Below are 23,139 nucleotides of genomic sequence, written 5' to 3' on the forward strand. Positions count from 1 at the left end.
TGCATGCCGGCATCCGGGTCGCCGCCGAGCGGCGTGCGACCGCGACGCTCCTGCTGCCCTGACCGACAGGCACTGCCGTTCCCGACGAGAGGCTCACCGTTGTCCACCACGAGTCGGCAAGCGACCGTCGACGCACCTCATGCCCGTACCGTCCTGGCGGTCGGGTCTTTGGGTTTTTTCCTGATCACGCTCGACATCTCGATCGTCAACGTGGCCCTGCCCGACATCACCCGCGCCCTCGGTGGTGGTACCACCGGTCAGCAGTGGACCATCGACGGCTACACGCTGTTGTTCGCCTCGCTGCTGCTGTTCGCCGGGAACCTGGCCGACCGGGCCGGGGCGAAGAGGGCCCTGGTCCTGGGCATCGCCGTGTTCACCCTCGCCTCGGCCGCGTGCGCGACCGCCGCGGGCATCGGCGCGCTGGTGGCCGCCCGCTGCGGGCAGGGCGCCGGGGCCGCCGTGATGCTGCCCGCCTCGATGGCCCTGATCCGGGAGGCCTTCCCGGACAGCCGCCGCCGCGCGCGGGCCTTGGGGGTGTGGGCCGTCGGCGGTGCGGTCGCCGCGCTGGTCGGTCAGCCCCTCGGTGGCCTGCTCACCACCCTCGACTGGCGGCTGGTCTTCGTCGTCAACCTGCCCGTCGGCATCGGCATGGCGCTGTTCCTGCTCGCCGTCGCCCGCTCGGCCACCCGACCGGCCCGTTTCGACTGGGCCGGCCAGGTCCTCGCTGTCGTCGCCCTGGCCGGACTCGTCTACGGCCTCATCGAGGGCGGCCACCTCGGCTTCACCTCGCCCGCCGTCGTCGCCACTCTCGTGGTCGCCACCGCCGCGACCGTCGCGTTCGTCGTCGTCCAGGCCCGCGTCGCCCACCCGATGATGCCTCTCGAACTGTTCCGGTCGAGGAGTTTCCGGATCGCGCTCGGCGTCGGATTCGCGTTCATGGTCGGCAATTACGGCAACGTGTTCATCACCAGCCTGTTCCTGCAGCAATACCTGGGCCGGTCACCGCTGCACGCCGGACTGGTCTACATCCCGTCGGCGATCTTCGCCGTCATCGGCAACCTCACCAGCGGCCCGATCACCAACCGCTTCGGCCCCCGGCTGCCGGTCGTCGCCGGCCAGCTGCTGATGGTGGCCGGCCTGGCCGCCCTCGTGGGCGCCGTTCACCTGAGGTCGGTGCCGCTCGTCGCGCTGTGCGTCATCCCGATCGGTGCCGGCGGCGCGCTGGCCATGCCCGCCGTCACCGGTGTGGTCCTCGACGGTGTCGACCCGGATCGGGCCGGCACGGCCAGCGCCGTCTTCAACACCTTCCGCCAGGTCGGTGGCGCCGTCGCCATCGCCGTCCTCGGTTCCCTGATCGCCGGGTCCGCGACCTTCGTGCCCGGCGCCCGGGCCGGCCTGGCCATCGCCGCCGCGCTCCTCCTGGCCACCGCCCTGACCAGCTTGAGGATCCGAGACGGCCGGGCCTGACGACGGCGTACCCGATCTTTAGTGCCGTTCTTGCAGGGTCCAGTGGTTGCCGTCGGGGTCGGTCACGTCGGCGAAGCTGGCGTAGGAGCGCCGCTGCGGGTCCAGCCCGGCCGTGAAGTCGCCCTGCCAGTCGGCGCCGGTCTTGTGCCGCACGTCCGAGACCACCGCCCCGGCCGCCTGCAGGCGCTGACGGGTCGCGTCGAGGTCGGCGACGACCAGGTAGGGCGCGGTCGGGGCCAGCCCGGTCCCGAACTGGATCGAGCACGACGAGCCGGGCGGGGTGAGCTGCACGACGCGGAAACCGTCGTGCGGCTGGTAGTCGACGTCCAGGCGGAAACCCATCACGTCGCGGTAGAACGTGAGGGCGCGGTCGACGTCGGTGACGGCCAGGACGATCACCTCCAGGGGCATGTCCATCAGAGTTCTCCCTGCTTGCGGAACTCGTCGACGTCGAGGCCGCGGTCCAGGCCGTGCGGGGTGACCGACTGGCCGGGTTCCAGCCGCAGCTGCTGCCCGTCGAGGAACACGTCGATGCGGTCGGGTTCGAACGACAGGTGCCCGGTGATCCGGTCGACCTCGGGCCACGCGTCCGGATACGACCACACCGCGGCCACCCGCTCGTCGACGTCCCAGTAGCGGGCCAGGCCCTTGTACGGGCAGAACGTCCGCAACTCGTTCGGTGTGAGCGCGTCCAGGTCGACGTCCTCGCGCGGCACGTACCAGCGCGGCGCGAACCCGGACTCGTAGAGCACCACCGGGCGCCGTGTCTCCGCGATCACCCGGTCGCCGTCGGAGACCCGCAGGTGGCGGGAGGTGCGGCGGATGTCGATGCGGTGGTACGGGTCGGCCGCGTGCCCGGCGATCCGCTCGTCCTCCTCGTAGAACGCGTCCATCGCCCGCCACGCGAACGCCACCCGACCGGCCATTTCGCCGGCGTGCGCGGGCGGCTCGGTGTGCTGCCAGGCGGCCCGCTCGGCCCGGCCCTCGCCCGCGGCGACAGTAAACCAGGCGGTGGCGCCGAGCTCGCGATGCTTGGTGCTGCGGCCGGTGGTCACCAGGGCGTCGCCCCGGATGTCCGTACGCGGGAAATAAGCCACCGGATAGTGGCCCGGCTCGTGCAGGAGCAGCACGTCCTCGCTGTCGGCGATCCACTCGCCGCCGAAGCGGACCCGCATCCGCCGGCGCAGCCGTTCGGCGTAGAGCAGCCGTTCGGGCAGCGGTTCCGGGGTCAGGAACCGGCCGACGGCCCGTCCCGAGAGCGGTCCCTGTTGCCATCCGAGTCCCATCGGGACCCTCCTTCGTTCTCAGTTGTCCAGGATCGCGGTCCGCAGGGACCGCATCGCGTAGTGCGCGCGTGATTTGACCGTGCCGGCGGGAACCTGCAGGTCACGGCCGGTGTCGGCGGCTGATCGCCCGTTGAGGTGAATGTCGCGCAGGGCCCGCCGCTGCCCGTCCGAGAGGTTGCGGAACGCGGCCAGCATCGACTCGGTGGCCACCACGACCGCCATCGGATCGCCCGGCTCGGCCCGCGCTTCGAGGCCCTCGAACGCGGCCTCGGGCGGGCGCCGCCGACGCCGCCGGGCCTCGTCGGCCGACACGTTGCGGGCGATGGTCAGCAGCCACGGCTGCAGGTGTTCCTCGGTGGCCGGCATCGTGCCCAGGTGCCGCCAGACCCGCAGCATCGTCTCCTGCAGCAGGTCCTCGGCGATGTGCGGGCGATCCACGTTGATCCGCCGCAAAAAGCGCAGGAGCAGTCCGGACCGTTCCTCGAACAGCTGCCGGATCCGCTCACCGTCCGGTGTCGTCGCCATGGCACCGAGCGTCGCCGCCGCACGACCCCGGCCGCCTCCGTAGAACCACCGGTTCAGACCCGGGCCCGCAACTGATGCCGGGAGGTCACGCCGAGCTTGCCGAAGATCTTTCCCAAATGCCATTCGACGGTACGGGGGCTCAGGTACAGCCGAGCCCCGATCTCCGCGTTGGACAGCCCGTCGCGGACCAGCCGGACGATCCGCGCCTCCTGCCCGCTCAACAGGCCGTTCACCGGTGTCGGCCGCGTACCGAACCCGCTCATCCCGATCGACTCGCCCACCTCGGCGGCCAGGCGCAACTGCTCACCGGCCTGCGCCTGGCGCCCCTGGCCCCACAACCACTCGCCCAGATGCAGATGCGCCCGAGCAAGAAAACCCTTCTTGCGCGTACGGCCCAGCCGCGCGACCGCCTCGCGAAACCCACCCTCCGCACCGGGACCGTCGTCGAGCAGCGCCCGCGCGCAGGCCTCCAGCCCGAGCGCCCCGTCGACGCCGCCGGCCTGGGTGAGTTCGGCCAGCCGGTCCAGGGCCTCCTTGGCGGCGACCGGCTCGCCGAGATGGGCGGCAGCCACGACCAGCTCGAACGCGGGTCCCCAGGTCAGATGGCCGCGTTCGGGGCCGCCCGGGCCGAGTGCGGAACGGGCGGCGTCCAGGGCCTCGGCGTAGCGGCCGTCGCCGTTGGCTCGTACCGCCCGCGCCCACCCGCACGTCTGCTCCCCGCGCCCGGCCCACGCGTCCGCCAGCTCGTCGCCCAGCTCATCGGCCGTACCCCGGTCCGCCGGGTTCCGGCCGCCCGGGTTCGGGCCGGCCGCCGGGAGGTGGCGCCCGCTGCCGGTGAAGTCACCGGTCAGCGCCAGCGCGGTGGCCCGCAGCGATCGAGCCCGGGGCAGTGCCGCCTGGTCGCCGGTGGCCCGGGCCCGCCGCAGGTACTCGGCGCTCAGCCGGTCGGCGGCGTCGTCGTCGAACAGGTCGATCGCGGCCGAGCAGGCGAACCACAGCACGTCGTCGGCGGGGGAAGGGTCGGCGATCAGCGCGCGCAGGCCCGGCCCGGCCGCCGCGAACCCGGCGGTGTGGCGCAGGACGAGCCCGTCGAGCCGTGGATCGTCCAGCCGGACCGCCTCGGCCACCTCGCGCACCAACGCCTGGTCGCCGGTGTGCCAGGCCGCGCGCAGCGCATCCAGGTAGGTCGTGCGGGCCAGAGCGGCGTTCGTCGGCCGGAGCCGGTCGGCCGCCCGCACCAGCAGCCCGGGCGCGTCCCGGCCGGGGCCGGCGGCGACCGCCAGGTGCGCCCGCAACAGGTCGGCGTCGTCGGAGGGCACGGTGCTGCCCATCGCGAGCAGCCGCGACGCGGCCTGCGGCCGACCGGCCCGGTGTTCGGCCCGCGCGGCCTGCACGAACCGCCGCCCTCGCCGGACCGGATCCGGGGTCAGCCCGGCGGCCCGCTCCAGGAACGCGGCGGCCGCGGCCGGACCACCCCGGGAAGCCGCCTGATCGGCTCGTTGTTCCAGCTCGGCGGCCACCTCCTCGTCGGGTCCGGCGGCGGCCTGGGCCCGGTGCCAGGCCCGCCGGTCCGGGTCGGTGGCCGCGTCGGTGACCTCGGCCAGCGCGGCGTGCGCCCGCCGCCGATCCTCCGGGGCTGCGGACTGGTAGACGGCCGAGCGCAGCAGCGGATGCCGGAACCGCACCCCGGCGTCGAAGTCGGCCAGCCCGTTCGCGCCGAGCTCGGCGGCGGCCGTACCGTCCGGGTCGGCGCCCAGCCGGGCGACCGCCCGCCACACCAGCACCGGATCACCGGTCGGGTCGGCCGCCGCCACCAGCAGCACCGCCCGCGCGGCCGGGGGCAGCGCGGCGACCTGACGGCGGTAGCTCTGCTGGATGCGGCGCGGCACCGACGCCGGGCCGAGCAGCCCGAACCCGCCGGCCAGCTCGGCCGGGGTGAACCCGCGCGGCAGCTCGGCCAGGGCCAGCGGATTGCCGCGGCACTCGGCGATCAGCCGGTCCAGGACCCGGTCGTCGACCGGGCCGGGATGATCGGTGGCGGCCAGCACCCGGCGGGCCTCGTCGTCGGAGAGCCCGGCGATCGGCAGCTCCGGCACACCGGCCAGGTCCGGCAGTTCGCCGTCCACCTCCGGCCCGCGGGCCGCGAACAGCATCGCCACCGGGCCGTCGCCCAGCCGCCGGGCGACGAACCCGAGGACCTGCGCCGACGCCCGGTCGAGCCACTGCACGTCGTCGACCAGGCAGACCACCGGCCGCTCCTGGGCCAGGTCGGTGAGCAGGCCGAGCACGCCCAGACCGATCAGGAAACGGTCCGGCGGGTCGCCCGCGCCGAGCCCGAGCGCGACCTGCAGCGCCTCCCGCTGCGGGCCGGGCAGCCGAGCCAGCCGGTCCGGCTCGGGGGCGCAGATCCGGTGCAGCGCGGCGAACGCCAGCTCCCGCTCGGCCTCCACACCGGCGATGCGGATCACCCGGCAGCCGGTGGCCCGGCCGGCGGCCCAGTTCAGCAGGGTGGTCTTGCCGATGCCGCACTCGCCGCGCAGGAACAGGGCACCGCTGTCACCGGCGCGGACGGTGATGAGCAGGTCGTCGAGGGCGGCGCGTTCGGGGCCTCGGTCCAGGAGCATGCTGCCCGAGTCTAGGAGTGGTTGCCCCCGCGACCGGGGTGCGCGGCCATGCGAAAAACCGGGGGCAGCCAGGGAAAAGTCTCATAGGTCGATCGGTGAACGCGAGGCAGGCTGGTCACCGTGAGAGATGCTGTGCCGGCCCGCCTGGACGGGCTCGTCGCGACCGGGGGCGTTCTGCGGATCACGGGGGAGCCGGGGCCGGGCCGGTCGGCGGTCCTCGGGTACGCGGTCGAACGGGCCGACGGGCACCGGATCCTGCGGATGGTGGCGGTGCCGGCGGAACAAGATCTGCCGTACGCGGGACTGCATCTTCTTCTGAGAATGACCGGCGGTGACGCCTCGGCGGTGCTCGACCGGCTCGACGAGCTCGGCGGGGGCGGGCCGCTGCTGGTGGCCGTGGACGACGCCGACCGGCTCGACAGCGCGTCGCTGCGGGCCCTTGCCGGTGCGGCTCGCGGTCTCGGGCGGCGGCGGGTGGTCATGCTGTTCGCCGATCGGGGCGAGACGGCCGAGCTCGACGGGCTGCCGGAGCTGCGGCTGGTGCCGGGGGCCGGCTCGTCCGTACCGAATAAATCGGGTTTGACCGTGCGGGAGGCGCAGGTGACGTCGCTGGCGCGGGACGGGCTGAGCAACGCCGAGATCGCGGAACGCCTGGCGCTGGGGCGGCGGACCGTGGAATCGCATCTGCAGCGGGCATTCGCGAAGCTCGGCGTGCACTCGCGGGCCAAGCTGCGACTCTAGGCGGGGATGCGGCCGTCGCCGGGCAGGCCACGGCGGTGCAGTTCGGCGACGAAACGGCGGCTCAGGGCATCGGCGGGGGCGGCGATCGTGACGATGACGTCGCGCAGCACCGGCGGGTCCAGGGGACGGACCGTGCCCTCGGCCGCGCCGGCCAGGGCGGAGACCGGGACGATGGCGACACCCATGTTCGCGCCGGCCAGCTGGGCGGCCGTGCGGGGGCTGCGGGTGTGCAGGACCGTGTCGTAGGCGATGCCGTGCCGGTCGGCCAGCTCGTCGACCCAGATCGCCATGCCGTTCTCCGGGTCGTAGTGGATGAACGGTTCGGTGGCGACCGCGGCCAGCGACACCGCGGGCTCGTCGGCGAAGCGGTGGCCGGCGCCGGCGACCACCACCATCTCCTCCTGGCCGATCCGCTCGACGTGGTGGACGGTGGTGGTCGGTTCCGGGCCCACGATCAGGTCGGCCTTGCCCGCGGACAGGAACCGGTCCATGCGGTCGGCGCTGGAGAACTCGCTCAGCTCGAACGCCACCTCCGGATGGCGGGCCCGCCACTGGCGCAGAATCGGGGCGAGCAGCCAGGTCGTCATGGTCTCGGCCGAAGCGATGCGCAGCCGGCCGGCCCGGCCCTCGCCGACGCGGCGGCCGACCGTGACCGCGCGGCCGGCGTGGTGCAGGGCGTTGCGGGCCTCGGCGGCCACCGCCAAGCCGGCCACGGTCGGGCGGATGCCGCGGGGCAGGCGCTCGATGACCGGCGTGCCGATCTCGCGTTCCAGAGCCGCGATCTGGTGCGACAGGGCCGACTGGGACATGTGCAGGCGGGCGGCCGCGCTGGTGACCGAGTCCGACTCGACCAGCGCGACCAGGCATTCGAGCGCCCGCAGGGTGATCACCGGAGCATTATCCGACCTACCATCCGAGCGGGCCGTGGCGGTCGCTGAACGTGCCGGTCGGGCCGTCCGGGCCGATGGTGGCCAGGGCGACGATCGCATCCGTGCCCTCGGTGACCGTCTGCGGGCCGGAGTGGCCGTTCAGGTCGGTGGCGGTGTAGCCCGGGTCGACCGCGTTGATCCGGATCTCCGGGAGGAACTGGGCGTACATCGAGGTCATCATGTTCAGCGCGACCTTGGCCGCCGAATAGCCGAGCGACGGAACCGAATGCTCGATCCGGGACGTGTCGGCCCGGACCGTGAACGAGCCGAGACCGCTGGACACGTTGACCACGACCGGGTTGGCCGACTCCCGCAGCAGGGGGAGCAGGGCGTGAAGGGTGCGGACCGGGCCGACCGCGTTCGTGTCCAGGACGGCCAGGACCTCCGGGCCGTCGAACTTCTCCAGGTCGGCGATCAGGCCGGCGACCCCGGCATTGTTGATCAGGACATCCAGGTGGCCGAACCGGGTGCGCAGCTCGGCGGCGGCCGCGGCCACGGAAGCGTCCGAGGTCACGTCGGCCGTGACCCAGTCGACCCCCAGCGTCTCGGCGGCCTGCCGGGTGCGGTCGGCGTCACGGCCGCCGATGACCACCTGGTGGCCGAGGTCCTTGAGCCGCCGGGCCGTCTCGAAGCCGGGCCCCTTGTTACCGCCGGTGATGAACGTCGTCGTCATGGGAACGACCGTGGCACGGAAAATCGGGGCCCGGGTAGGACCATCAGTACCACTCAGGTCCGCAGCGGCCGGATTATCGTTGCCCGGGTGAGCGAACCCGGCGTCTTCTCCACCCTCCTGCGCTCGTGGCGGGATCGCCTGCCGCCGTCCGCGGCCGGCCTCCCGGCCGGGCCGCGGCGCACCCCCGGGCTGCGCCGGGAAGAGGTGGCGATGCTGGCCGGGCTCTCGGTCGACTACCTGGTCCGGCTGGAACAGGGCCGCGCCGACCGGCCGTCGGATCAGGTCGTCGGCGCGCTGGCCCGGGTGCTGCAACTGTCGGACCGGGAGCGCGATCAGCTGTACATCGCGGCCGGGCTGTCGGCGCCGCTGCCCAGGGTCGTCCCGACCGACATTCCGGGCAGCGTGCGGCGGCTCGTGGAGCGCCTGCCGGATGCGGCTGTGGGGGTCTACACGTCGTACTGGAAGCTTCTGATCGCGAATGCGACCTGGGTGGCGATCCTGGGCGAGGTCGACCCCGACCGGAATTTGATCTACGAGGAGTTCTCCGGGTCGGGGATCTGCTCGGTGCGCACGCCCGCCGAGCGGGACGATCTGCGGCGTTCGCTCGTGTCCGACCTGCGGGCCACCGCCATCCGCTACCCGGCCGACCCGACGGTGCGCGACCTGGTGGCGCGGCTGGAAACGGTCAGCGACGTGTTCGGCCGGATGTGGGCGCAGAGCGTGATGGTGGAGGAACAGCCCAAGGTCAAGACGTTCGTGCACCCGGTGGTCGGGCCGGTGACCCTTGATTGCGACGTGTTCACCGTGGTCGGGAGTGATCTGCGGGTGCTGGCCTATACGGCCGCGCCCGGAAGCGAGGATGCCGTCCGCTTCGACCGGCTCCGCGCGCTGGCCGAACGGCCCCTGCAGCATTCCGGTACCTGACGGGTTCCGCCATTGCCTCGGGCCGGACGCGAACGACCCCGGACACGAGGGCAGCCCGCGTCCGAGGTCGTTCCTGGCGGCGAATCAGGTCAGGGCAGGGCGATCGGGCGCAGAACCCGGTCGATGCCGTGGGCGATCTGACGGTTGCCCTTGTTGATGTCGAAACGGTTGATGCGCGGGTTGCGGTCGGACCGGTCGGCGTCGATGAGCGCGATCCGCCGGTGCCGGCGCGGCCCGTACACGTCGACCTTGATCTTCGCGCCGGCGGCGGTCGTCAGCTGGGCGTTGTCGGACCTGAGCGCCGCACTGCTGGTGATCGTGGCGCCCGGCACCACGTGGTAGAGCAGCACGGTCTCGACGGTGTCGATGCCGAGCCCGGCGACCGCCGTGAACGCTTTGCTCTCGCTGGGCAGCTTCCTGCTCTTGGTGATGTCCTGGACGAGCAGCTCGAACGCGCGGTCGTTGGGCAGGAAGGCGGTCAGAGCGGTCGTGCCGTCGGCGAGCACCGCGACCTTGCTGGCCGGCTTGGCCTTGAGCACCGCGGTCACCGCGGCAGTCAGGATGTCGTAGTCGTAGCCGTTGTGGTCGAAACCGCTCTTGTCGGCCATCAGCACCGCGGCCAGAGACTTCGTCTTGAGCGGCTTCTTGCCGGTGGCCTGAGCGGGCGCGGCAGCCAGGGCCGATGAGACAACCGCGGCGGTGACGACAGCGGCGGCCTGCTTGCCGATACGGGCGAACCTCATGGTCGAGCCTCTTTCCGGTCGGTTACGGGTGGTGGCGTTCGACTGCCACCACCCGTACTTCGTCCGGGCTCCGCGGGTTGGATGCACTCAGTTCGTGAGAGTTCCCCGCAGCAGGCTCTTGCCCGAATGGGTGGCGTCACCGTCGTGGGGTTCGTCGCTGACGTCGACCAGGCGATACCGGTTCAGGTCGGTGCCCGGCGGCACCTCCAGAACGGCGTCCGGCCGGCCCGACAGGTTGCCGATGGCCACCATCTTGCCGGGGCTGTCCGGATCCAGCAGCCAGACCTCATGAAAACCTGAGGTCAACGGCAGATCGCGTACGTCGATGCGCAGTGTGCCGTCGGCATAGACCTGAACGTCGCCGCCGGCACCGGCCGGCACCGTCTGCAGCGGGGTGAGCGTGGCCCGGGCGGTCACCCGCTCGGCCGGCGCCGAGCCGGTGAACCGGCTGACCGCAACCGTGCCGGCCACGGCCAGGACCGCGGCGGCCGCCGCAGCCACCACGGGCATGAGCCACCGCGGGCGGGAACGGCGTTGCGGCAGGTCGATCACGGTCGCCGATTCGTCCGGTGTCACTACGGCCGGCGTGATCGTGCCGGTGCCCACCGGGGGAGCGGTGATGTCGGCGGCGATGGCCTGCCACACGTGTTCCGGCGGCGGGGGCAGATCCTTGAGATCCTGCGAACCGACGCCGAGCTCGGCGACGTGGCGCAGAGCGTCCATCTCGCTGCGGCATTCGGCGCACCGCTCGAGGTGTTCGAGTTCGGTCAGATCCTCGAGTTCTTCAGAGAGCGCGAGAAGGACCAGCCGATCGGGATCCAAGTGTTGCACCGTCCACCTCCCAACGACGTCGCAGGCTCGCCATTCCCCGACGGATATGACTTTTGACCGTTCCCAGGGGCAGCCCGGTGGCCGCCGCTATCTGCGGATGAGTGAGATCGTCGAAGAACGCCAGCTCCAGTGTGCGCCGCTGTTCCTCGGGCAGCCGACCCAGCTCGTCGGCGACCACCAGCCGGTCGACGATCCGCTCCGGGCTCTCCTCGACGACCGGAGTCGCCTGCTGAGCCTGCACGGTCTCGGCGATCCGCTGTTCGCGCGCCCCGGCCCGGAAGCGGTCCATCACCTTGCGCCGGGCGATACCGAGCAGCCAGCTCAGCATGGTTCCGCGTTGCGGATCGAAGCCGTCCCGGCCGTTCCACGCCGCCACGAACGTCACCTGGGTGACGTCCTCGGCGTCGGCCCGATTGCCCAGCAGGCGTTGGGCCAGATACAGCACGGCCGCGCCGTGCCGGTCGTACGCCTCACGTAATGCCTTCTCGTCGCCGGCGCGTAAGCGCTCGGCGAGCTCACTGTCGAAGCTCATCGACCTCCTTCCTGATCACAGGGTTCTTCATGTATTTCGTCCCGCGCGGCCCCGCCGGTTGCAGCCGAACACTTTTTCGTTCAGCTGCATCCAACCGTCGCGATGGTGGCGAAGGACCTGACACAGCCCGTCAACGAGGACCATGTGGAGGGAACAGATGCGCATTCTGCCTTTCGGCGCCGCCGCCGCTGTCGGCGCAGCGTCGTTGCTCGCGTTCGGCGGCCTCGCCGCGTCGCCGGCCTACGCCGCGGCGACCTCGAAGGTCACGGTGGTGCACGGCATTCCCGGCCAGCCGGTCGACGTCTACGTCAACGGCAAGAAGACCATCCCGGACTTCCAGCCCGGCAAGGTCGCCGGACCGTTGAGCCTGCCGGCCGGCGAGTACGACATCGCGCTCACCAAGCCCGGCGACGCCATCGGCAAGGCTCTGCTCAAGGTCGACGACGCCAAGGTTGCCGGTGACGCCAACATCAGCCTGGTCGCGCACCTCGACGAGAACGGCAAGCCGACCCTGACCCCGTTCGTCAACGACACCAGCAAGCTCGGCCCCGGCCAGGCCCGGCTGATCGTCCGGCACACTGCGGCGGCGCCGGCCGTCGACATCCGCGCCGGCGGCAAACCGGTGTTCAAGGACGTGACCAACGGCAAGGAGGGCAAGGCCGATCTGCCCGCCGGCACGGTCTCGGCCGACGTGGTGCTGGCCGGCTCCGACACCCGGGTGCTCGGTCCGGCCGACCTCGACCTGAAGGAAGGCACCGCGACGATCGTGTACGCGGTCGGCTCGGCCGACGACAAGACCTTGGACATCGTGTCGCAGAGCATCGACGGACTGCACTCCGCGCCCGGTGGTGTGCCCAGCGGTGACGGTGGTGCCGCCGACGGCAACAGGTCACTTCCCTGGTACGGCGCCGGCGCCGTCGGCATCCTGCTCGCCCTGTTCGGCCTGACCCGGCTGGTCACCGCCCGCCGATGAGCGGCACGCCCGCGGACCGCACGCCCCGGCGATCGCCGGGGCGTGCCCTGCTGCTCATCGCACTCGGTGTGGTCCTCGCCGGTGCCGCCGGCCTCGTCGTCCACCGGTCGCAACCCCGCCCGGACTTCGGGGCCCCGGCCGTCACCGCCCTGGAGGCCCCGGCGCCGTCCGAGGCGATCGCCCGGGTACCCGTCATCGACGGCACCGTGCCCGCCGTCACCGCCGTCGACCGGCCGTCCCGGTTGCGCATCCCCGGCCTCGGCGTGGACGCGGCGGTCGACGTCGTCGGCATCGAAGCCTCGACCGGCGAGGTCGCCGTCCCTCCCGGCATCGACCGGGTGGGCTGGTACCGGTTCGGGCCGGGGTTCTCCGCCACCGCCGGGTCGATCGTTGTCGCCGGGCATGTCGACGGCGCCGCAGGGAAAGGGGCGTTCTTCCGGCTGGGTTCCCTCGACCGGGGCGAAAGGATCACTCTGACCGGTGGCGACGGCGCCGAACGACAATTCGAGGTGGTCGCCCGTGAGCGTTATCGCAAGACGGCAATCCCGTTGGCGAAGTACTTCGCCCGCGACGGCGCCGTGCGGCTCACCCTCATCACCTGCGGCGGCCCTTTTGACGCCAGAACCCGGCACTACCGGGACAACGTCGTGGTGACGGCTTCACCCGCACCCGAGAAGTGAAGAACCCTCCTTAATATCGTCGGGTGCGGCGCGACCGGGCGCCCGGCAGATCGGTTCAACCTGCGTTCAACACACGCCACCCTAATTACCGAATGACTCGACCTCGGTGGCGACACCAGCGACCGGGGTGCGACCGGTGAGCACGGGCAGGCCGCGCCGGTCGTCGTTGAGGGCGTACTCGAAGAACGACGTCAGATACGTGGCGGCCAGGTTCTGCTGCTGTGCGGCGGTGGGCCGCCCCTCGGTCTGCGGGCACGTGGTGTCGTCCCCGCCGGTCGGCCCGGGCCCCTTGGTCCATGCGGTGTTGAAGTAGTTGTGGTTGGCCAGAGGAGTCCTGACCAGGAAACCGCCGACGCCGTGGTGACTTTCCGCGTCGCGGTAGAAACCCTCCTGGTCCCTGGCGGTCCAACAGCCCACCGACAGAACCGCTACCTGCGCCTTGGTGACCGTCGTGTCGATGAGCTTGAAGTAGGGCGAGGCCACCGCGGCGACGCCTCTGATCCGCACACCGGGCGGCAGCTCCGCTTGCTGGGTGTCGGCGGCCTGGTAGAAGACACCCTGACCGGCGACCGAGTGGCCCATCGTCCCGACCCGGCTCAGGTCCAGATGGCCGCGGAAGTCGACGTCGGCCCGGCGGCCGGTGGCCGGGTCGGTGAACCGGCCCGACAGCGGCCCCCGGCCCGTGGTGGTGAGCTGCTGCAGCATCGTCAGGTGCCGGTTGATTAGATGGGCGCGCTCGGGAGCGGTGCCCGTGTAATGGTTGAGGCCGTTCGCGGCCGGGGCGACGACCACGAAGCCGGCCCGGGCCAGGGCACGGGCGAGATAGTCGTAACCGCGGTTGCTCGGATACGGCTTGATGCCGGGCGGGCACGGCCACGTCCAGTCATCCTCGTCTGTCGAGTAGCAGGCGAGCTGCTGGCCGTGCAGCAGGACGACGACGGGCAACTTGCCCGTCAGCTTCTTCGGGTAGTGCACGACGGCCCGCAACTCCGAGACACCGCCCCAGCCCGGATCCGTGAACGCCTTGTCACCCAGGTTGTACTCGACGACACCCACCGCGTTGCCGTCCGTGAGCTCGGTGCTTGCGTCGGCGGTGGTGCCGCGGGTCGTCATCACGACGGCCGCGGCCAAGGCGGCTACCGCCACCACTGCCGTACTCAAGATGGTGCGCTTTCTCATGACATCTCCCCGATCACGCCGTTCACATGGTCGGGACCGGACAGTATTGGTAGAAGATTTGAACAATGTCAGGTTTGGCGAGCCGCGTTCAGGGCGCCTTTACGTGGTGTGCGGTGCGGTGGCGTTCAGGACGCCGCGCGCCAGGCTGCCGCGTTGTCGCGGTGCAGGCGGGCCGTCCACAGCAGGGCCGGCGCCAGGATCAGGCTGACGAAGCCGGCGACGGCGCTGACCGCGAACCGGGCATCGGTCGGTGCGTTCTCGTCCACCGTCTGGTTCGCCCTGCTGAAGAAATAGAATGCCGAGACGACGAAGACGGCCGAAGCGGCAAGCCCGCACACCAGACACGCCGCTGCGGGGTGGCGCAAGGTGCGGCGGAGCGCCCGAACAGGCGGCACATGGTGGTACCGGCCCGGGCGGGTCAGTGATGGAAGCCGTGCCCGCCGTGTGTGGCCGGTCCGGGCTGCGCCTGCAGTTCGGGCAGCAGCCGGCGGAGGTCGTCGAGGAGCAGGTCGGCGAGGTCCTGGGTGAATCCGTTGCGGACCACGATCCGCAGCACACTGAGGTCGGTACGGTCGGCGGGGAAGGTGTAGGCCGGTACCAGCCATCCGCGTTCGCGCAGGCGGCGTGACACGTCGAACACGTCGAACGCGGTGACGTCGTCGGCCGTGGTGAACGCGAACGCGGGGACCTGGTCGCCGCGGCTGATGAGCCGGAACGAACCGGTTTTCTCGATCGCCTCGGCGAGGCTCATGGCGATGTCGCGGGAGGCCTGCTGGACGGCGCGGAAGCCGGAGCGACCGAGCCGGAAGAACGTGTAGTACTGGGCGACGACCTCGGCTCCGGGGCGGGAGAAGTTGAGGGCGAACGTGGGCATCGTGCCGCCCAGATAGCTGACGTGGAAGACGAGGTCCTCGGGCAGGCAGGCCTGCGAGCGCCACAGGATCCAGCCGACCCCGGGGTAGACCAGGCCGTACTTGTGGCCGGAAGTGTTGATCGAGGCGACGCGGTCCAGCCGGAAGTCCCAGGCGAGCTCAGGGTCGAGGAACGGGGCGATCATCGCCCCGGAGGCGCCGTCGACGTCGCGGGTGCCGCGGCCCGGAGAGCGCTGCGGGGCGCGGATCGCAGGAGGCCGTTGACTGAGCTGACATTTCGACCTTAGGTGCGGTGCGTCTGCCGGGGCCGGGGCACATCGGCTTCGGGGTCGGCGACTTTCGGGCCGGAGGTTGCCAGATGCGCTGTGCCGGCGAGGGCGAGCACCGTCGTGGCGGCCACGACCACGATGACCGCGAACGCCGCCGCGGGCAGCCAGCCCGGACGGACGGTGTCGCCGAGAAGGGGGACCGCGACGACCGCGGGCACCACGACTTCGACCGCCCACAGCTGAGCGGTGGCCGGCCCGACCGGGCCGCGTTGCAGCGCGGCCGTGTACGACACGGTTCCGGCCACCCCCGTGACGACGACGACCCAGGGCAGCGGGTGCAGCACGGTGTGCCACACCGGCGTGTCGATGCGAACGGCGCGGCCGGCGAGCGCCGTCGCGGAGAAGCTGAGCCCGCCCACCAGCGCGAGGACCGACGGCCCGCGGTCGCTGCGGCCGTGGGCGGCGACCAGCGCGATGCCGACGGCCAGGACAGCGACCGTTCCGAAGACCGTCAGGCTGATCGTGGTGAGGCGATCGACGAGCGGTGCGCCCTGTTCACGACCGGCGTACGCGATGACGGCCAGCGCCGGGATCACGGCGCCGATCGCGACGAGGTCGCGAGCACGGAGCCTGGCATGCTGCCAGATCCGGGCGAGAACCACCGTGAACGCCAGCGAACCGGCCAGCACCGCCTGCACCACGTACACCGGAAGGTGTCGCAGCGCGACCAGCGAGAGCAGCCAGGCCGCCGCGTCCAGGGCCAGTCCGGCGAGCAATCGCACGATCCGTGCCGTCGTCGCGGCGTGGACCCGGCGGCTGACGGCCGCGCTCTGCAGCAGCGATCCGAGGGCATATCCCAGCGCGGCGAGGACGGCGATCAGCAGACTCATCGAAATCCTTCCGTGGAAACCCCGGCTTGAGCCGTGGGAGAAACGGAACGCCTGCGGAGGCTGTGCGGAGTCCGGTCACGGGGATCACCCCCTCCGGTGACAAACCTACGGCCGTGTCGATGAGGTGACGATGAGAACCGGCGGACACCTCGTCGCGCCGTGCCGCCCGGCACTCGATCGATCAGCGCCGACAGGCGACTTGACGATTCCCCGGATCAATTACCAGGTCGGACTGCTCGTCGACCCTGGCTGCTGTGCCGGTGGGGATGCAATTACGATCTTGCCGCCCGGCACTGCGATCAGCGGGACGCATCCGGCTTTCGGGGAGGCCTCGCATGTTCCGTTCGATCCGTCGCGTCCTGCCGGTGCTGCTGCTGGCGACGGTCGCCCTGGCCGGCTGCAAAGCGGCGGCCCACCAGGCGACCACGGCTCTGGCGAGTGCCGCGCCGGCACCGTCCGCCTCGGTCGCGCCGTCCGCTACGACACCACCGCCGGCCCCGGTCAAGCCACGGGTCAGCAAAGCGGGGCTCACCTACTTCTTCGCGGTCGCGTTCGGTGCGGACAGCGGCGACAAGTACAACGTCGTCACCAAGTGGTTCAGCCCGCAGGTCACGGTCCGCGTGCACGGCGGGAACGCGGCGAGCCGGAGCTGCCTGGACAAGGTGATCTCCGACTTCAACGGGCTGACCGCCACGACCGACCTGAAACTCACCACCGCGCCCGCTGACATCGAACTGCACTTCGTGCCGAAGTCGAAGTTCAAATCGATCGACCCGCGTGCGGGCGGCGGTGACGCCTCCGTCAGCATCGACTGGTCGGATCTGCACTTCATCACCGACGCGATCGTCCTGGTCCGGTCGAACGGGATCACCGAGCACTCGCGGTGCGTCCTGATCCGCGAGGAACTGACACGGGGGATGGGGTTCCTGAAATCCTCCAAGACGTACCGGGACAGCGTCTTCTACTACGACTACGACGCGGCCGCTACGAAGTACTCGGCGATCGACAAAGAGCTGATCCGGCTGATGTACAGCGGCGTGCTGCAGGTCGGCGACGACCGGAAAGCGGTCACGGGCGCGGTGACGGTCAAGTAGGAGGTGCGTGCACCCTGCCACGGGGTGCGGCGTTGCCTGTTTCGATGGTCGGCTTGAACGGATCGAGTCAGGACGGCCTGCGGGCTGGCTTGTTTTGCGTGTTCGTCACTGTTGAGACGCTCGTGGACCTGCGATTCGCGCCCGCCCCGTCGTGGGACGGGCGCGAGGGCAGGGTTCAGGGTTTGTCGAACTCGCCGTCGCGGGTGCCGGCGAGGAAGGCGGACCATTCGGCGTCGGTGTAGACGATCACCTCGGCGCCGGGGCGCTGGCTGTGGCGAACGGCGACATAGCCCGGTGCATTCGGCAGTTCCAGGGCGACTTCGACGCAATTTCCGCTGCCGCCGGATCGAGTCGACTTACGCCAGTGCGCGCCGGTCAGGTCAAGACTCACGATCGTTCAGCTCCTTCAACTTATAGATATCAACTCTGCTGGGGCCGCCGTGTCCGGTGCGGTGGCCTCAATCGCTGCCCACATCTGCGGCTTCTGCGCGACGCAACCGGAGTCGAGCCGCCGGCGGTGACCTGACCGCCCCGAAGGCTTGCACCAGCCTTATTGGCCGACCGATCCGATGGCAAGCAGCCAGGCATCTCGGTCGAGCGTGCCGCAACTGCGAGATCGGGCTGCTGTGATCGGGATCGGTCAGTGTTCGGGGCGGAATCGCGCTGGCCGACGATAGCCGTCCAACTGGGGAGCAGGCGCAGCGAGTCGGCAGCAGAACGGCAGGCAGTTACCGCTCGTCGCGCCCGCTCCCAGATTGCGGACGGGCGCGAGGTCGGCGTTCAGGGCTTGTTGAACTCGCCGTCGCGGGTGCCGGCGAGGAAGGCGGACCACTCGGCGTCGGTGTAGACGATCACCTCGGCGCTGGGGCGCTGGCTGTGGCGAACGGCGACGTAGCCCGGAGAGCTGGGCAGGTCGAGGGCGACCTCGACGCATTCGCCGCTGCCACCGGACCGGGTCGACTTGCGCCAGGCGGCGCCGGCGAGGTCAACCTCAAAGCTCACGATCGTTCAGCTCCTTAAGCGTCTGGGACATCAACTACGACGACAACGTGGCCGTGACGACCTGTTCGGCGACCGGCGAAGAGTTGATCCGCCCGATGCACATGGGCGCGCTGCAGGTCGGTGAGGCTTGTAGATCCGCGGCTCGCGCCCGTCTCCGATCGTGGGACGGGCGCGAGAGCGGTGGTTAGGACTTGTCGAACTCGCCGTCGCGGGCGCCGGCGAGGAAGGCGGACCACTCGGCGTCGGTGTAGACGATCACCTCGGCGCCGGGGCGCCGGCTGTGGCGAACGGCGACATGGCCGGGAGCCTCCGGGAGATCCAAGGCGACCTCAACGCACTGGCCGCTCCCGCCGGACCGGGCCGATTTGCGCCACACCGCGCCGGAAAGGTTAGGACTCATGATCGTTTAGCTCCTTCAACCTCTGGGACATCAACTCTACTGATCCGGCCTGATCCAGCGCAGCGGCATCGAGCGCGGCCCAGACCTGCTCGTAAGATGCGATCTCCTGCGGCTTGTCCAGGTAGATCGCTCCGGTGTGGCTTTCGCTGTAGACGAGACTTGGCGGTGTCGTCCCGTTCTCTGACGGAAAGTTCAAGAGCGTGAAAGGGCCGGCGACCGAGGCGCGGTGCAGCCCCGCCGACAACGGCAGTACCCGGACGGTCACGTGGCCCAGCTCGGTGGCCTTCAGAAGGTGCCACAGCTGGGCCCGCATCACGCTGTCGGGCATCTCGACGAGCAGCACGGTTTCGGTGAGGATCACCTCCAGCCGTGGCGGCTGCGGGAACGAGCGAGTCAGCTGTCGCTGACGGGATCGTCGGACCTCGGTGCGGGCAGCAACGTCCTCGGCTGTGAGGTCGGGCTCGACACCCAGAATCGCGGCGGCCATGTATCCGGATTCCTGTAGGAGTCCGGAAACCAGCAGGGGATCGAAGGAGCGAATGCGGTCGGCGGTCTGTTCCAGAGCCACGTACAGCTCGAACCAGGCCGGGACGACGTCGCCGTAGGAATGCCACCAGCCTTTCGACTTTGTCTCCGTGGCGAGTTGTTCCAGAACGGCCCGGGTCGTCGGCGGCAGGCGGTAGGCCATGCACAAGACTGTCACCTTGGCTTTGGGGGTGGAGACGGTGCCCTGCTCGATGCGACGGAGGCTTTGGACGGATTGGCCGATCGCGTCGGCCGCCACGACCATGGTGACGCCGGCGCCTTCTCGAGCTTTCCGCAGAGCCAGCCCAAGCGTCCGCCGGGGGATGGTGGAGCCTGCACTATCGGAAGCCAACACGTTTCTCCCTTTCTATGTGAAATCAGTCGGGATTACAGGTTGGAAGGGTCCGCTCGGCCCTCTGATACGTCAAGGCTGCAAGTTGCATATTTGGTTTGATTGATGGGAAAAACGCAGTTCAAGGCGTTGCTGAGTGTTGTCTGTCAAGGTGAGCATCGAGACCCGCAAGAGTCAATCGACTTCGGGAGGATCGCGATGCTTGCCATCATCGCCGTGGCGGGAGTCATGATCGGATTGATCAGCGGGCTCTCTGTCGGACGAAATCGGGGTCGCTGGTGCCCCGGCTGCGGTCGGACGCTTGACTGTGCGGTCTGCCACACCGTGCGGTCCGGGGGCCCGGCAGCCGGCCGGGCCCCTGGACAGGTCAGGCGTTGAGGCCGCGCCGTACTGCAGCGACCAGGGTGTTCTTCGCATGCTGGGAGACGGCCACGTCGGGGACGACGTTGTGGGAGCCGTGGAAGGTTCCTGGCCACAGGTGGATCTCGGTGGGTACGCCGGCTTCGAACGGCCGGCGGGCGTAGTCGAGGCCTTCGTCGCGCAGGACGTCGAGTTCGTTGACGGCCAGGTAGGTCGACGGCAGTCCGGTCACGTCGGCGCGGGCCGGCGCCGCATACGGCGACGGGTCACCGGCTTGCTCGCCGAGGTAGAACTGCCGGGGCCGGGAACGGATATTCAGGTGCGAGCCGGTAGTCGACCGAGACGACGGTGCGGGTCATAGCAGTCACCTCCCGGCCTGGTTGCCCTGAGCGAGGCGGGAGATGTGGTCCCACTCCTGCAGGCCGGCCAGGCGGGCGGCGTATTCGGTGCGGACGGCGTCGAGGCCGTTGGTGCCGAACAGGACGCGCAGGGGTGGGTTCGGGGCGTCGGCCAGGGCGAGGATTGCTCGCGCGGTGGCGGCCGGGTCGCCCGGGACGAAGCCGGAGGCGGTGGCGCCGGTGTACAGGGCTTCGCGGGCGTGTCCGTACGCCGAAATCGGTGTTGATTGTGGTGAGGTGGCGGCCAAGCCGGTGGGGAACATGATGGGCTCGATCAGAGTGACGTGGATGCCGTGGGCGGCTACCTCGGCGGCCAGGGATTGACTCATGGCTTCCAGGGCCCACTTGGAGGCCTGGTAGATGCCGAGGGCCGGGTAGGCGAGCAGGCCGCCGATCGAGGAGACCTGCAGGATGCGGCCGGAGCGGCGTTCGCGCATGCCCGGTAGTACGGCGCGGGTGGTCCAGAGGGCGCCGAAGTAGTTGACGTCCATCTGTGCGCGGGCCTGGTCGGCGCTGACCTCCTCGACGGCGCCGTGCAGCATGTGCCCGGCGTTGTTGACCAGGATGTCGATGCTGCCGAAGTGCTGCTCGGCGGTACGGACCGCTTCGTTGACGGCGGCTTCGTCGGTGACGTCGAGATCGAGCGGCAGCAGACGGTCGCCGTGGCGGTCGGCGAGCGGTTTGAGCGTGGCGGCGTCGCGGGCGGTGGCGACGACCTGGTCGCCGTACTCGAGAATCGCTTCGGTCCAGAGCGCGCCGAGGCCTCGGGAAGCGCCGGTGATGAACCAGGTACGGGAAGAAGTCATGTGACCGAGCGTCGATCGTCGCGCGGTCGGTAGGCAGAGTGAGGTTCTCTCTGCCTACCGACCGGCCGGGAACGCAGACTTCTGTTCGTGGACAGCAAGCAACTCGCCCAGTTCCTGCGGATCCGGCGTGAAGCGCTCAGCCCGGCCGATGTCGGTCTGGCCGTGGCCGGGCGGCGGCGTACGCCGGGGCTGCGCCGCGAAGAGGTGGCCGGGCTGGCCGGCGTCTCGACCGACTACTACACGCGGCTGGAGCAGGAACGGGCCACGGCGACGCCGTCGGAGTCGGTGCTGCGGGCGCTGACCCGGGCGCTGCGGCTGAGCCTGGACGAACGCGATCACCTGTACCGGTTGTGCGGGCTCAACGTGCCGGGCCGGCGGCGTGGTGATCGGCACGTCGCCCCGACGCTGCTGGCCGTGCTCGACCGGCTGCACGACGTGCCCGCGCAGGTGATGACTGATCTTGGGGAGAGCCTGGCGCAGAACCATCTTGCCCGTGGCGTGTTCGGGAACCTCATCGGTCGAGGGAGCGTCATCCATCGCTGGTTCACCGAATCCGGCACGCGCACCGGGTATTCGGTCGAGGACCATGCCGAGGAGTCCCGGGCCCTGGTCGCCGACCTTCGGGCCGCTGTCGGCCGCCGCGACGACGAACCCGCTCGTGGCCTGGTCGAGCGGCTGCGCCGCGACAGCCCCGAGTTCGCGGCGCTGTGGGAGTTGCACGATGTCGCCGTCATGCGGGGCCGCCGCAAACGGATCCTGCACCCCGAGGTCGGGCTGCTCGAACTGGACTGCCAGTCACTTGTCGACGAGGACCGCACCCAGATCCTCGCCCTGTTCTCCCCGGTCCCCGGCACCGCGACCGCGGACCGGCTCACCCTGCTCGCCCTGCACACCCCGAAAGCAGCCTCGTGACCTCCATCAGCCCGGTACGGAGTATCGGTTGGTGCGGACGGTGACCTGGCTGAACCGGTCGACCCGAGGGGTGAGCCAGGTGCCGGTCTCGAACGCCTCGTCCGGCAGCAGCGCCAACTGCGGCTGCTCGACGGCGAAGTACTCGCCGACGGTGTGCGGGCGGGTGCCGATCCGCCTCGTGCCGTCAGCGGCATCCCAGTTGTCGACCATGGCGTTGAGCTGCTCGAACGAGTCGACTTGTGGGACCGGGACGAGGTGGTTGCGGCGGAACCAGCCGATCTGACCTTCGACGCCGCCCTTCTCGTGAGCGCCCTGGATGCCTGGCTGGCAGTCGAAGGCATCGATGCCGTAACGCGAACGGAACGCAGTCCACCTGGCGGTCTCCACCCGCTGCCGGGAGTACCCCAGGACCTGGGCGACGGCAGATCGCAGATTGTCGTAGCGCACCTGGCCGGTCGGCACCCCTCTTGTATGCGGGTCTCGATGTCAAGACCCGCGTCCCGATGATCGGCTTGAAGAAGCGTCGTCTGGAGCACCAGCAGGGATACTGGCGTCGTGAAGACATCCCGTGCGGATGCCGGCTCGACCGGGCCATCCTTGATCTGGGTCGAGTCGATGGGCGGCCCACTGATAGTGGTGCCGGTCGCTGCGTTGCCCCGGTGGCATGGTTGCACCGAGTCAGGAAACGCCGCCGGCAGCGGAGACGTCGTGGACGACTACGACCGCGCCTGCGAAGTCGACGGTCTGGCAGGTGTGATCGCTTTCGGTGAAGACGGAGACCAGGGACTCGTTCTGGCAGACGAGCCCGCCCTCAGCTGCTATCTGCCCGAACATCAAGCGTTCGTCCGCTGGCTGGGTGCCGACAGCGAAGTCGACCTGATCGCGGCGGCTCAGGCGGTGCTTGCCGACCCAGCAACGGTGTGGGAGGAGTGCGGAGTCTGGACGACGGGCGGACCGGCGGTGCTCATAGACTCGGTGACTGCCGGCGCCGAGCTCACATCCGAGTATCCGAACGGCGGTGGCTTGCCGGATCAGTCGCCTGTCTCTATCCCGCCCGGTAGCTGGACGATCCGGGCTGTCCATGCCTCTCCGACCGAAGACACCTCCGTCGGCGTGATCCAGCTATCGCCTCGGTCACCGAGCTGACCGCGA

Annotated in this window: 28 protein-coding genes; 8 read left to right on the forward strand and 20 right to left on the reverse strand. The window is 70.5% G+C overall.

Annotation, left to right across the window (positions count from 1 at the left end):
* Nucleotides 1-168: 168 nt before the first annotated feature.
* Complete coding sequence (locus tag ACSHV8_RS12850) at nucleotides 169-1,467, forward strand: MFS transporter (RefSeq protein WP_436532651.1); 1,299 nt, start codon at nucleotides 169-171, stop codon at nucleotides 1,465-1,467.
* An 18-nt stretch (nucleotides 1,468-1,485) separates the two neighbouring features.
* Here ACSHV8_RS12850 and ACSHV8_RS12855 read toward each other — a convergent pair whose 3' ends face one another.
* From ACSHV8_RS12855 to ACSHV8_RS12870, 4 genes are read right to left on the reverse strand one after another with little or no spacing between them, the layout of a single operon-like run.
* Nucleotides 1,486-1,884, reverse strand: coding sequence for a VOC family protein (locus ACSHV8_RS12855; protein ID WP_436532652.1), 399 nt, complete (start codon nucleotides 1,882-1,884; stop codon nucleotides 1,486-1,488).
* Complete coding sequence (locus tag ACSHV8_RS12860) at nucleotides 1,884-2,753, reverse strand: DUF427 domain-containing protein (RefSeq protein WP_436532654.1); 870 nt, start codon at nucleotides 2,751-2,753, stop codon at nucleotides 1,884-1,886. Before ACSHV8_RS12860 ends, ACSHV8_RS12855 begins: the two co-directional genes overlap by 1 nt.
* A gap of 18 nt (nucleotides 2,754-2,771) precedes the next feature.
* A complete protein-coding gene (locus ACSHV8_RS12865; protein ID WP_436532655.1) occupies nucleotides 2,772-3,278 on the reverse strand; it encodes a sigma-70 family RNA polymerase sigma factor in 507 nt (168 codons plus the stop codon).
* Nucleotides 3,279-3,331: 53 nt separating this feature from the next.
* Entirely contained in the window at nucleotides 3,332-5,902 is a 2,571-nt protein-coding gene (locus ACSHV8_RS12870; RefSeq protein WP_436532657.1) for an ATP-binding protein, read from the reverse strand.
* A gap of 120 nt (nucleotides 5,903-6,022) precedes the next feature.
* Between ACSHV8_RS12870 and ACSHV8_RS12875 the strand changes: the two genes are divergently transcribed.
* On the forward strand, nucleotides 6,023-6,643 hold the full coding sequence (locus tag ACSHV8_RS12875; RefSeq protein ID WP_436532659.1) for a helix-turn-helix transcriptional regulator: 621 nt from the start codon (nucleotides 6,023-6,025) through the stop codon (nucleotides 6,641-6,643).
* Here the strand turns inward: ACSHV8_RS12875 and ACSHV8_RS12880 are convergent.
* Nucleotides 6,640-7,533 (reverse strand): LysR family transcriptional regulator, encoded by an 894-nt coding sequence (locus ACSHV8_RS12880; protein WP_436532661.1) that lies wholly within the window; start codon nucleotides 7,531-7,533, stop codon nucleotides 6,640-6,642. The two genes, ACSHV8_RS12875 and ACSHV8_RS12880, sit on opposite strands and share 4 nt — an antisense overlap.
* Before the next feature lie 16 nt (nucleotides 7,534-7,549).
* Nucleotides 7,550-8,245 (reverse strand): SDR family NAD(P)-dependent oxidoreductase, encoded by a 696-nt coding sequence (locus ACSHV8_RS12885; protein ID WP_436532664.1) that lies wholly within the window; start codon nucleotides 8,243-8,245, stop codon nucleotides 7,550-7,552.
* Between the two features lie 87 nt (nucleotides 8,246-8,332).
* Here ACSHV8_RS12885 and ACSHV8_RS12890 point away from each other — a divergent pair, with 87 nt between their 5' ends.
* On the forward strand, nucleotides 8,333-9,169 hold the full coding sequence (locus ACSHV8_RS12890; protein ID WP_436532666.1) for a helix-turn-helix transcriptional regulator: 837 nt from the start codon (nucleotides 8,333-8,335) through the stop codon (nucleotides 9,167-9,169).
* Nucleotides 9,170-9,258: 89 nt separating this feature from the next.
* Here the strand turns inward: ACSHV8_RS12890 and ACSHV8_RS12895 are convergent, their stop codons facing one another.
* The 3 genes from ACSHV8_RS12895 to ACSHV8_RS12905 form a co-directional block, all read right to left on the reverse strand.
* Nucleotides 9,259-9,912 (reverse strand): fasciclin domain-containing protein, encoded by a 654-nt coding sequence (locus tag ACSHV8_RS12895; RefSeq protein WP_436532668.1) that lies wholly within the window; start codon nucleotides 9,910-9,912, stop codon nucleotides 9,259-9,261.
* Nucleotides 9,913-9,999: 87 nt separating this feature from the next.
* Entirely contained in the window at nucleotides 10,000-10,743 is a 744-nt protein-coding gene (locus ACSHV8_RS12900) for an anti-sigma factor (protein WP_436532670.1), read from the reverse strand.
* Nucleotides 10,697-11,275, reverse strand: coding sequence for an RNA polymerase sigma factor (locus ACSHV8_RS12905; protein WP_436532671.1), 579 nt, complete (start codon nucleotides 11,273-11,275; stop codon nucleotides 10,697-10,699). Before ACSHV8_RS12905 ends, ACSHV8_RS12900 begins: the two co-directional genes overlap by 47 nt.
* 157 nt (nucleotides 11,276-11,432) lie before the next feature.
* On the opposite strand from ACSHV8_RS12905, the gene ACSHV8_RS12910 reads away from it, so the two are divergent.
* Nucleotides 11,433-12,248, forward strand: a complete 816-nt coding sequence (locus ACSHV8_RS12910; protein ID WP_436532672.1) for a DUF4397 domain-containing protein — start codon at nucleotides 11,433-11,435, stop codon at nucleotides 12,246-12,248.
* A complete protein-coding gene (locus ACSHV8_RS12915) occupies nucleotides 12,245-12,928 on the forward strand; it encodes a class F sortase (protein WP_436532674.1) in 684 nt (227 codons plus the stop codon). Before ACSHV8_RS12910 ends, ACSHV8_RS12915 begins: the two co-directional genes overlap by 4 nt.
* A gap of 81 nt (nucleotides 12,929-13,009) precedes the next feature.
* Here ACSHV8_RS12915 and ACSHV8_RS12920 read toward each other — a convergent pair whose 3' ends face one another.
* The 4 genes from ACSHV8_RS12920 to ACSHV8_RS12935 form a co-directional block, all read right to left on the reverse strand.
* Complete coding sequence (locus ACSHV8_RS12920; protein ID WP_436532676.1) at nucleotides 13,010-14,107, reverse strand: hypothetical protein; 1,098 nt, start codon at nucleotides 14,105-14,107, stop codon at nucleotides 13,010-13,012.
* Between the two features lie 125 nt (nucleotides 14,108-14,232).
* Nucleotides 14,233-14,373 (reverse strand): hypothetical protein, encoded by a 141-nt coding sequence (locus ACSHV8_RS12925; protein ID WP_436532678.1) that lies wholly within the window; start codon nucleotides 14,371-14,373, stop codon nucleotides 14,233-14,235.
* 152 nt (nucleotides 14,374-14,525) lie between these two features.
* A complete protein-coding gene (locus ACSHV8_RS12930) occupies nucleotides 14,526-15,227 on the reverse strand; it encodes a pyridoxal-dependent decarboxylase (RefSeq protein ID WP_436536747.1) in 702 nt (233 codons plus the stop codon).
* A gap of 35 nt (nucleotides 15,228-15,262) precedes the next feature.
* Complete coding sequence (locus ACSHV8_RS12935) at nucleotides 15,263-16,138, reverse strand: hypothetical protein (RefSeq protein ID WP_436532679.1); 876 nt, start codon at nucleotides 16,136-16,138, stop codon at nucleotides 15,263-15,265.
* A gap of 335 nt (nucleotides 16,139-16,473) precedes the next feature.
* Between ACSHV8_RS12935 and ACSHV8_RS12940 the strand changes: the two genes are divergently transcribed.
* Nucleotides 16,474-17,232: a DUF2927 domain-containing protein gene (locus ACSHV8_RS12940; RefSeq protein ID WP_436532681.1), complete on the forward strand. Its 759-nt coding sequence runs from the start codon at nucleotides 16,474-16,476 to the stop codon at nucleotides 17,230-17,232.
* Between the two features lie 175 nt (nucleotides 17,233-17,407).
* Here the strand turns inward: ACSHV8_RS12940 and ACSHV8_RS12945 are convergent, their stop codons facing one another.
* From ACSHV8_RS12945 to ACSHV8_RS12970, 6 genes are all read right to left on the reverse strand, one after another.
* The gene (locus ACSHV8_RS12945) at nucleotides 17,408-17,623 is read right to left on the reverse strand and encodes a DUF397 domain-containing protein (RefSeq protein WP_436532683.1); all 216 of its coding nucleotides are present in this window, start codon (nucleotides 17,621-17,623) and stop codon (nucleotides 17,408-17,410) included.
* 389 nt (nucleotides 17,624-18,012) lie between these two features.
* On the reverse strand, nucleotides 18,013-18,234 hold the full coding sequence (locus tag ACSHV8_RS12950) for a DUF397 domain-containing protein (protein WP_436532685.1): 222 nt from the start codon (nucleotides 18,232-18,234) through the stop codon (nucleotides 18,013-18,015).
* 184 nt (nucleotides 18,235-18,418) lie between these two features.
* Nucleotides 18,419-18,634: a DUF397 domain-containing protein gene (locus ACSHV8_RS12955; protein ID WP_436532686.1), complete on the reverse strand. Its 216-nt coding sequence runs from the start codon at nucleotides 18,632-18,634 to the stop codon at nucleotides 18,419-18,421.
* Nucleotides 18,624-19,514: a helix-turn-helix domain-containing protein gene (locus tag ACSHV8_RS12960; protein WP_436532688.1), complete on the reverse strand. Its 891-nt coding sequence runs from the start codon at nucleotides 19,512-19,514 to the stop codon at nucleotides 18,624-18,626. Before ACSHV8_RS12960 ends, ACSHV8_RS12955 begins: the two co-directional genes overlap by 11 nt.
* A 364-nt stretch (nucleotides 19,515-19,878) precedes the next feature.
* Nucleotides 19,879-20,190: an alpha/beta hydrolase gene (locus tag ACSHV8_RS12965; RefSeq protein WP_436536749.1), complete on the reverse strand. Its 312-nt coding sequence runs from the start codon at nucleotides 20,188-20,190 to the stop codon at nucleotides 19,879-19,881.
* A 45-nt stretch (nucleotides 20,191-20,235) separates the two neighbouring features.
* Nucleotides 20,236-21,075, reverse strand: a complete 840-nt coding sequence (locus ACSHV8_RS12970; RefSeq protein ID WP_436532690.1) for an SDR family NAD(P)-dependent oxidoreductase — start codon at nucleotides 21,073-21,075, stop codon at nucleotides 20,236-20,238.
* 87 nt (nucleotides 21,076-21,162) lie between these two features.
* On the opposite strand from ACSHV8_RS12970, the gene ACSHV8_RS12975 reads away from it, so the two are divergent.
* Nucleotides 21,163-21,987 carry a helix-turn-helix domain-containing protein gene (locus ACSHV8_RS12975; protein ID WP_436532692.1) on the forward strand — a complete coding sequence of 275 codons (825 nt, stop codon included), beginning with the start codon at nucleotides 21,163-21,165 and terminating at the stop codon, nucleotides 21,985-21,987.
* A 6-nt stretch (nucleotides 21,988-21,993) separates the two neighbouring features.
* On the opposite strand, the gene ACSHV8_RS12980 is transcribed toward ACSHV8_RS12975, so the two are convergent.
* Nucleotides 21,994-22,449 carry a hypothetical protein gene (locus ACSHV8_RS12980; RefSeq protein ID WP_436532694.1) on the reverse strand — a complete coding sequence of 152 codons (456 nt, stop codon included), beginning with the start codon at nucleotides 22,447-22,449 and terminating at the stop codon, nucleotides 21,994-21,996.
* A 153-nt stretch (nucleotides 22,450-22,602) separates the two neighbouring features.
* Here ACSHV8_RS12980 and ACSHV8_RS12985 point away from each other — a divergent pair, with 153 nt between their 5' ends.
* Nucleotides 22,603-23,133 carry an Imm21 family immunity protein gene (locus tag ACSHV8_RS12985; protein ID WP_436536751.1) on the forward strand — a complete coding sequence of 177 codons (531 nt, stop codon included), beginning with the start codon at nucleotides 22,603-22,605 and terminating at the stop codon, nucleotides 23,131-23,133.
* Nucleotides 23,134-23,139 lie beyond the last annotated feature (6 nt).

Origin of the sequence: Actinoplanes sp. HUAS TT8 (genome assembly GCF_051380535.1) — a bacterium.
Taxonomy (GTDB): Bacteria; Actinomycetota; Actinomycetes; order Mycobacteriales; family Micromonosporaceae; genus Actinoplanes.

What these genes read in the sequence shown, in the direction of transcription:
- ACSHV8_RS12855 (WP_436532652.1), bottom strand. Translation starts at nt 1,884, where the DNA reads ATGGACATGCCCCTGGAGGTGATCGTCCTGGCCGTCACCGACGTCGAC.
- ACSHV8_RS12860 (WP_436532654.1), bottom strand. Translation starts at nt 2,753, where the DNA reads ATGGGACTCGGATGGCAACAGGGACCGCTCTCGGGACGGGCCGTCGGC.
- ACSHV8_RS12865 (WP_436532655.1), bottom strand. Translation starts at nt 3,278, where the DNA reads ATGGCGACGACACCGGACGGTGAGCGGATCCGGCAGCTGTTCGAGGAA.
- ACSHV8_RS12870 (WP_436532657.1), bottom strand. Translation starts at nt 5,902, where the DNA reads ATGCTCCTGGACCGAGGCCCCGAACGCGCCGCCCTCGACGACCTGCTC.
- ACSHV8_RS12885 (WP_436532664.1), bottom strand. Translation starts at nt 8,245, where the DNA reads ATGACGACGACGTTCATCACCGGCGGTAACAAGGGGCCCGGCTTCGAG.
- ACSHV8_RS12895 (WP_436532668.1), bottom strand. Translation starts at nt 9,912, where the DNA reads ATGAGGTTCGCCCGTATCGGCAAGCAGGCCGCCGCTGTCGTCACCGCC.
- ACSHV8_RS12905 (WP_436532671.1), bottom strand. Translation starts at nt 11,275, where the DNA reads ATGAGCTTCGACAGTGAGCTCGCCGAGCGCTTACGCGCCGGCGACGAG.
- ACSHV8_RS12910 (WP_436532672.1), top strand. Translation starts at nt 11,433, where the DNA reads ATGCGCATTCTGCCTTTCGGCGCCGCCGCCGCTGTCGGCGCAGCGTCG.
- ACSHV8_RS12915 (WP_436532674.1), top strand. Translation starts at nt 12,245, where the DNA reads ATGAGCGGCACGCCCGCGGACCGCACGCCCCGGCGATCGCCGGGGCGT.
- ACSHV8_RS12920 (WP_436532676.1), bottom strand. Translation starts at nt 14,107, where the DNA reads ATGAGAAAGCGCACCATCTTGAGTACGGCAGTGGTGGCGGTAGCCGCC.
- ACSHV8_RS12935 (WP_436532679.1), bottom strand. Translation starts at nt 16,138, where the DNA reads ATGAGTCTGCTGATCGCCGTCCTCGCCGCGCTGGGATATGCCCTCGGA.
- ACSHV8_RS12940 (WP_436532681.1), top strand. Translation starts at nt 16,474, where the DNA reads ATGTTCCGTTCGATCCGTCGCGTCCTGCCGGTGCTGCTGCTGGCGACG.
- ACSHV8_RS12955 (WP_436532686.1), bottom strand. Translation starts at nt 18,634, where the DNA reads ATGAGTCCTAACCTTTCCGGCGCGGTGTGGCGCAAATCGGCCCGGTCC.
- ACSHV8_RS12970 (WP_436532690.1), bottom strand. Translation starts at nt 21,075, where the DNA reads ATGACTTCTTCCCGTACCTGGTTCATCACCGGCGCTTCCCGAGGCCTC.
- ACSHV8_RS12985 (WP_436536751.1), top strand. Translation starts at nt 22,603, where the DNA reads ATGGGCGGCCCACTGATAGTGGTGCCGGTCGCTGCGTTGCCCCGGTGG.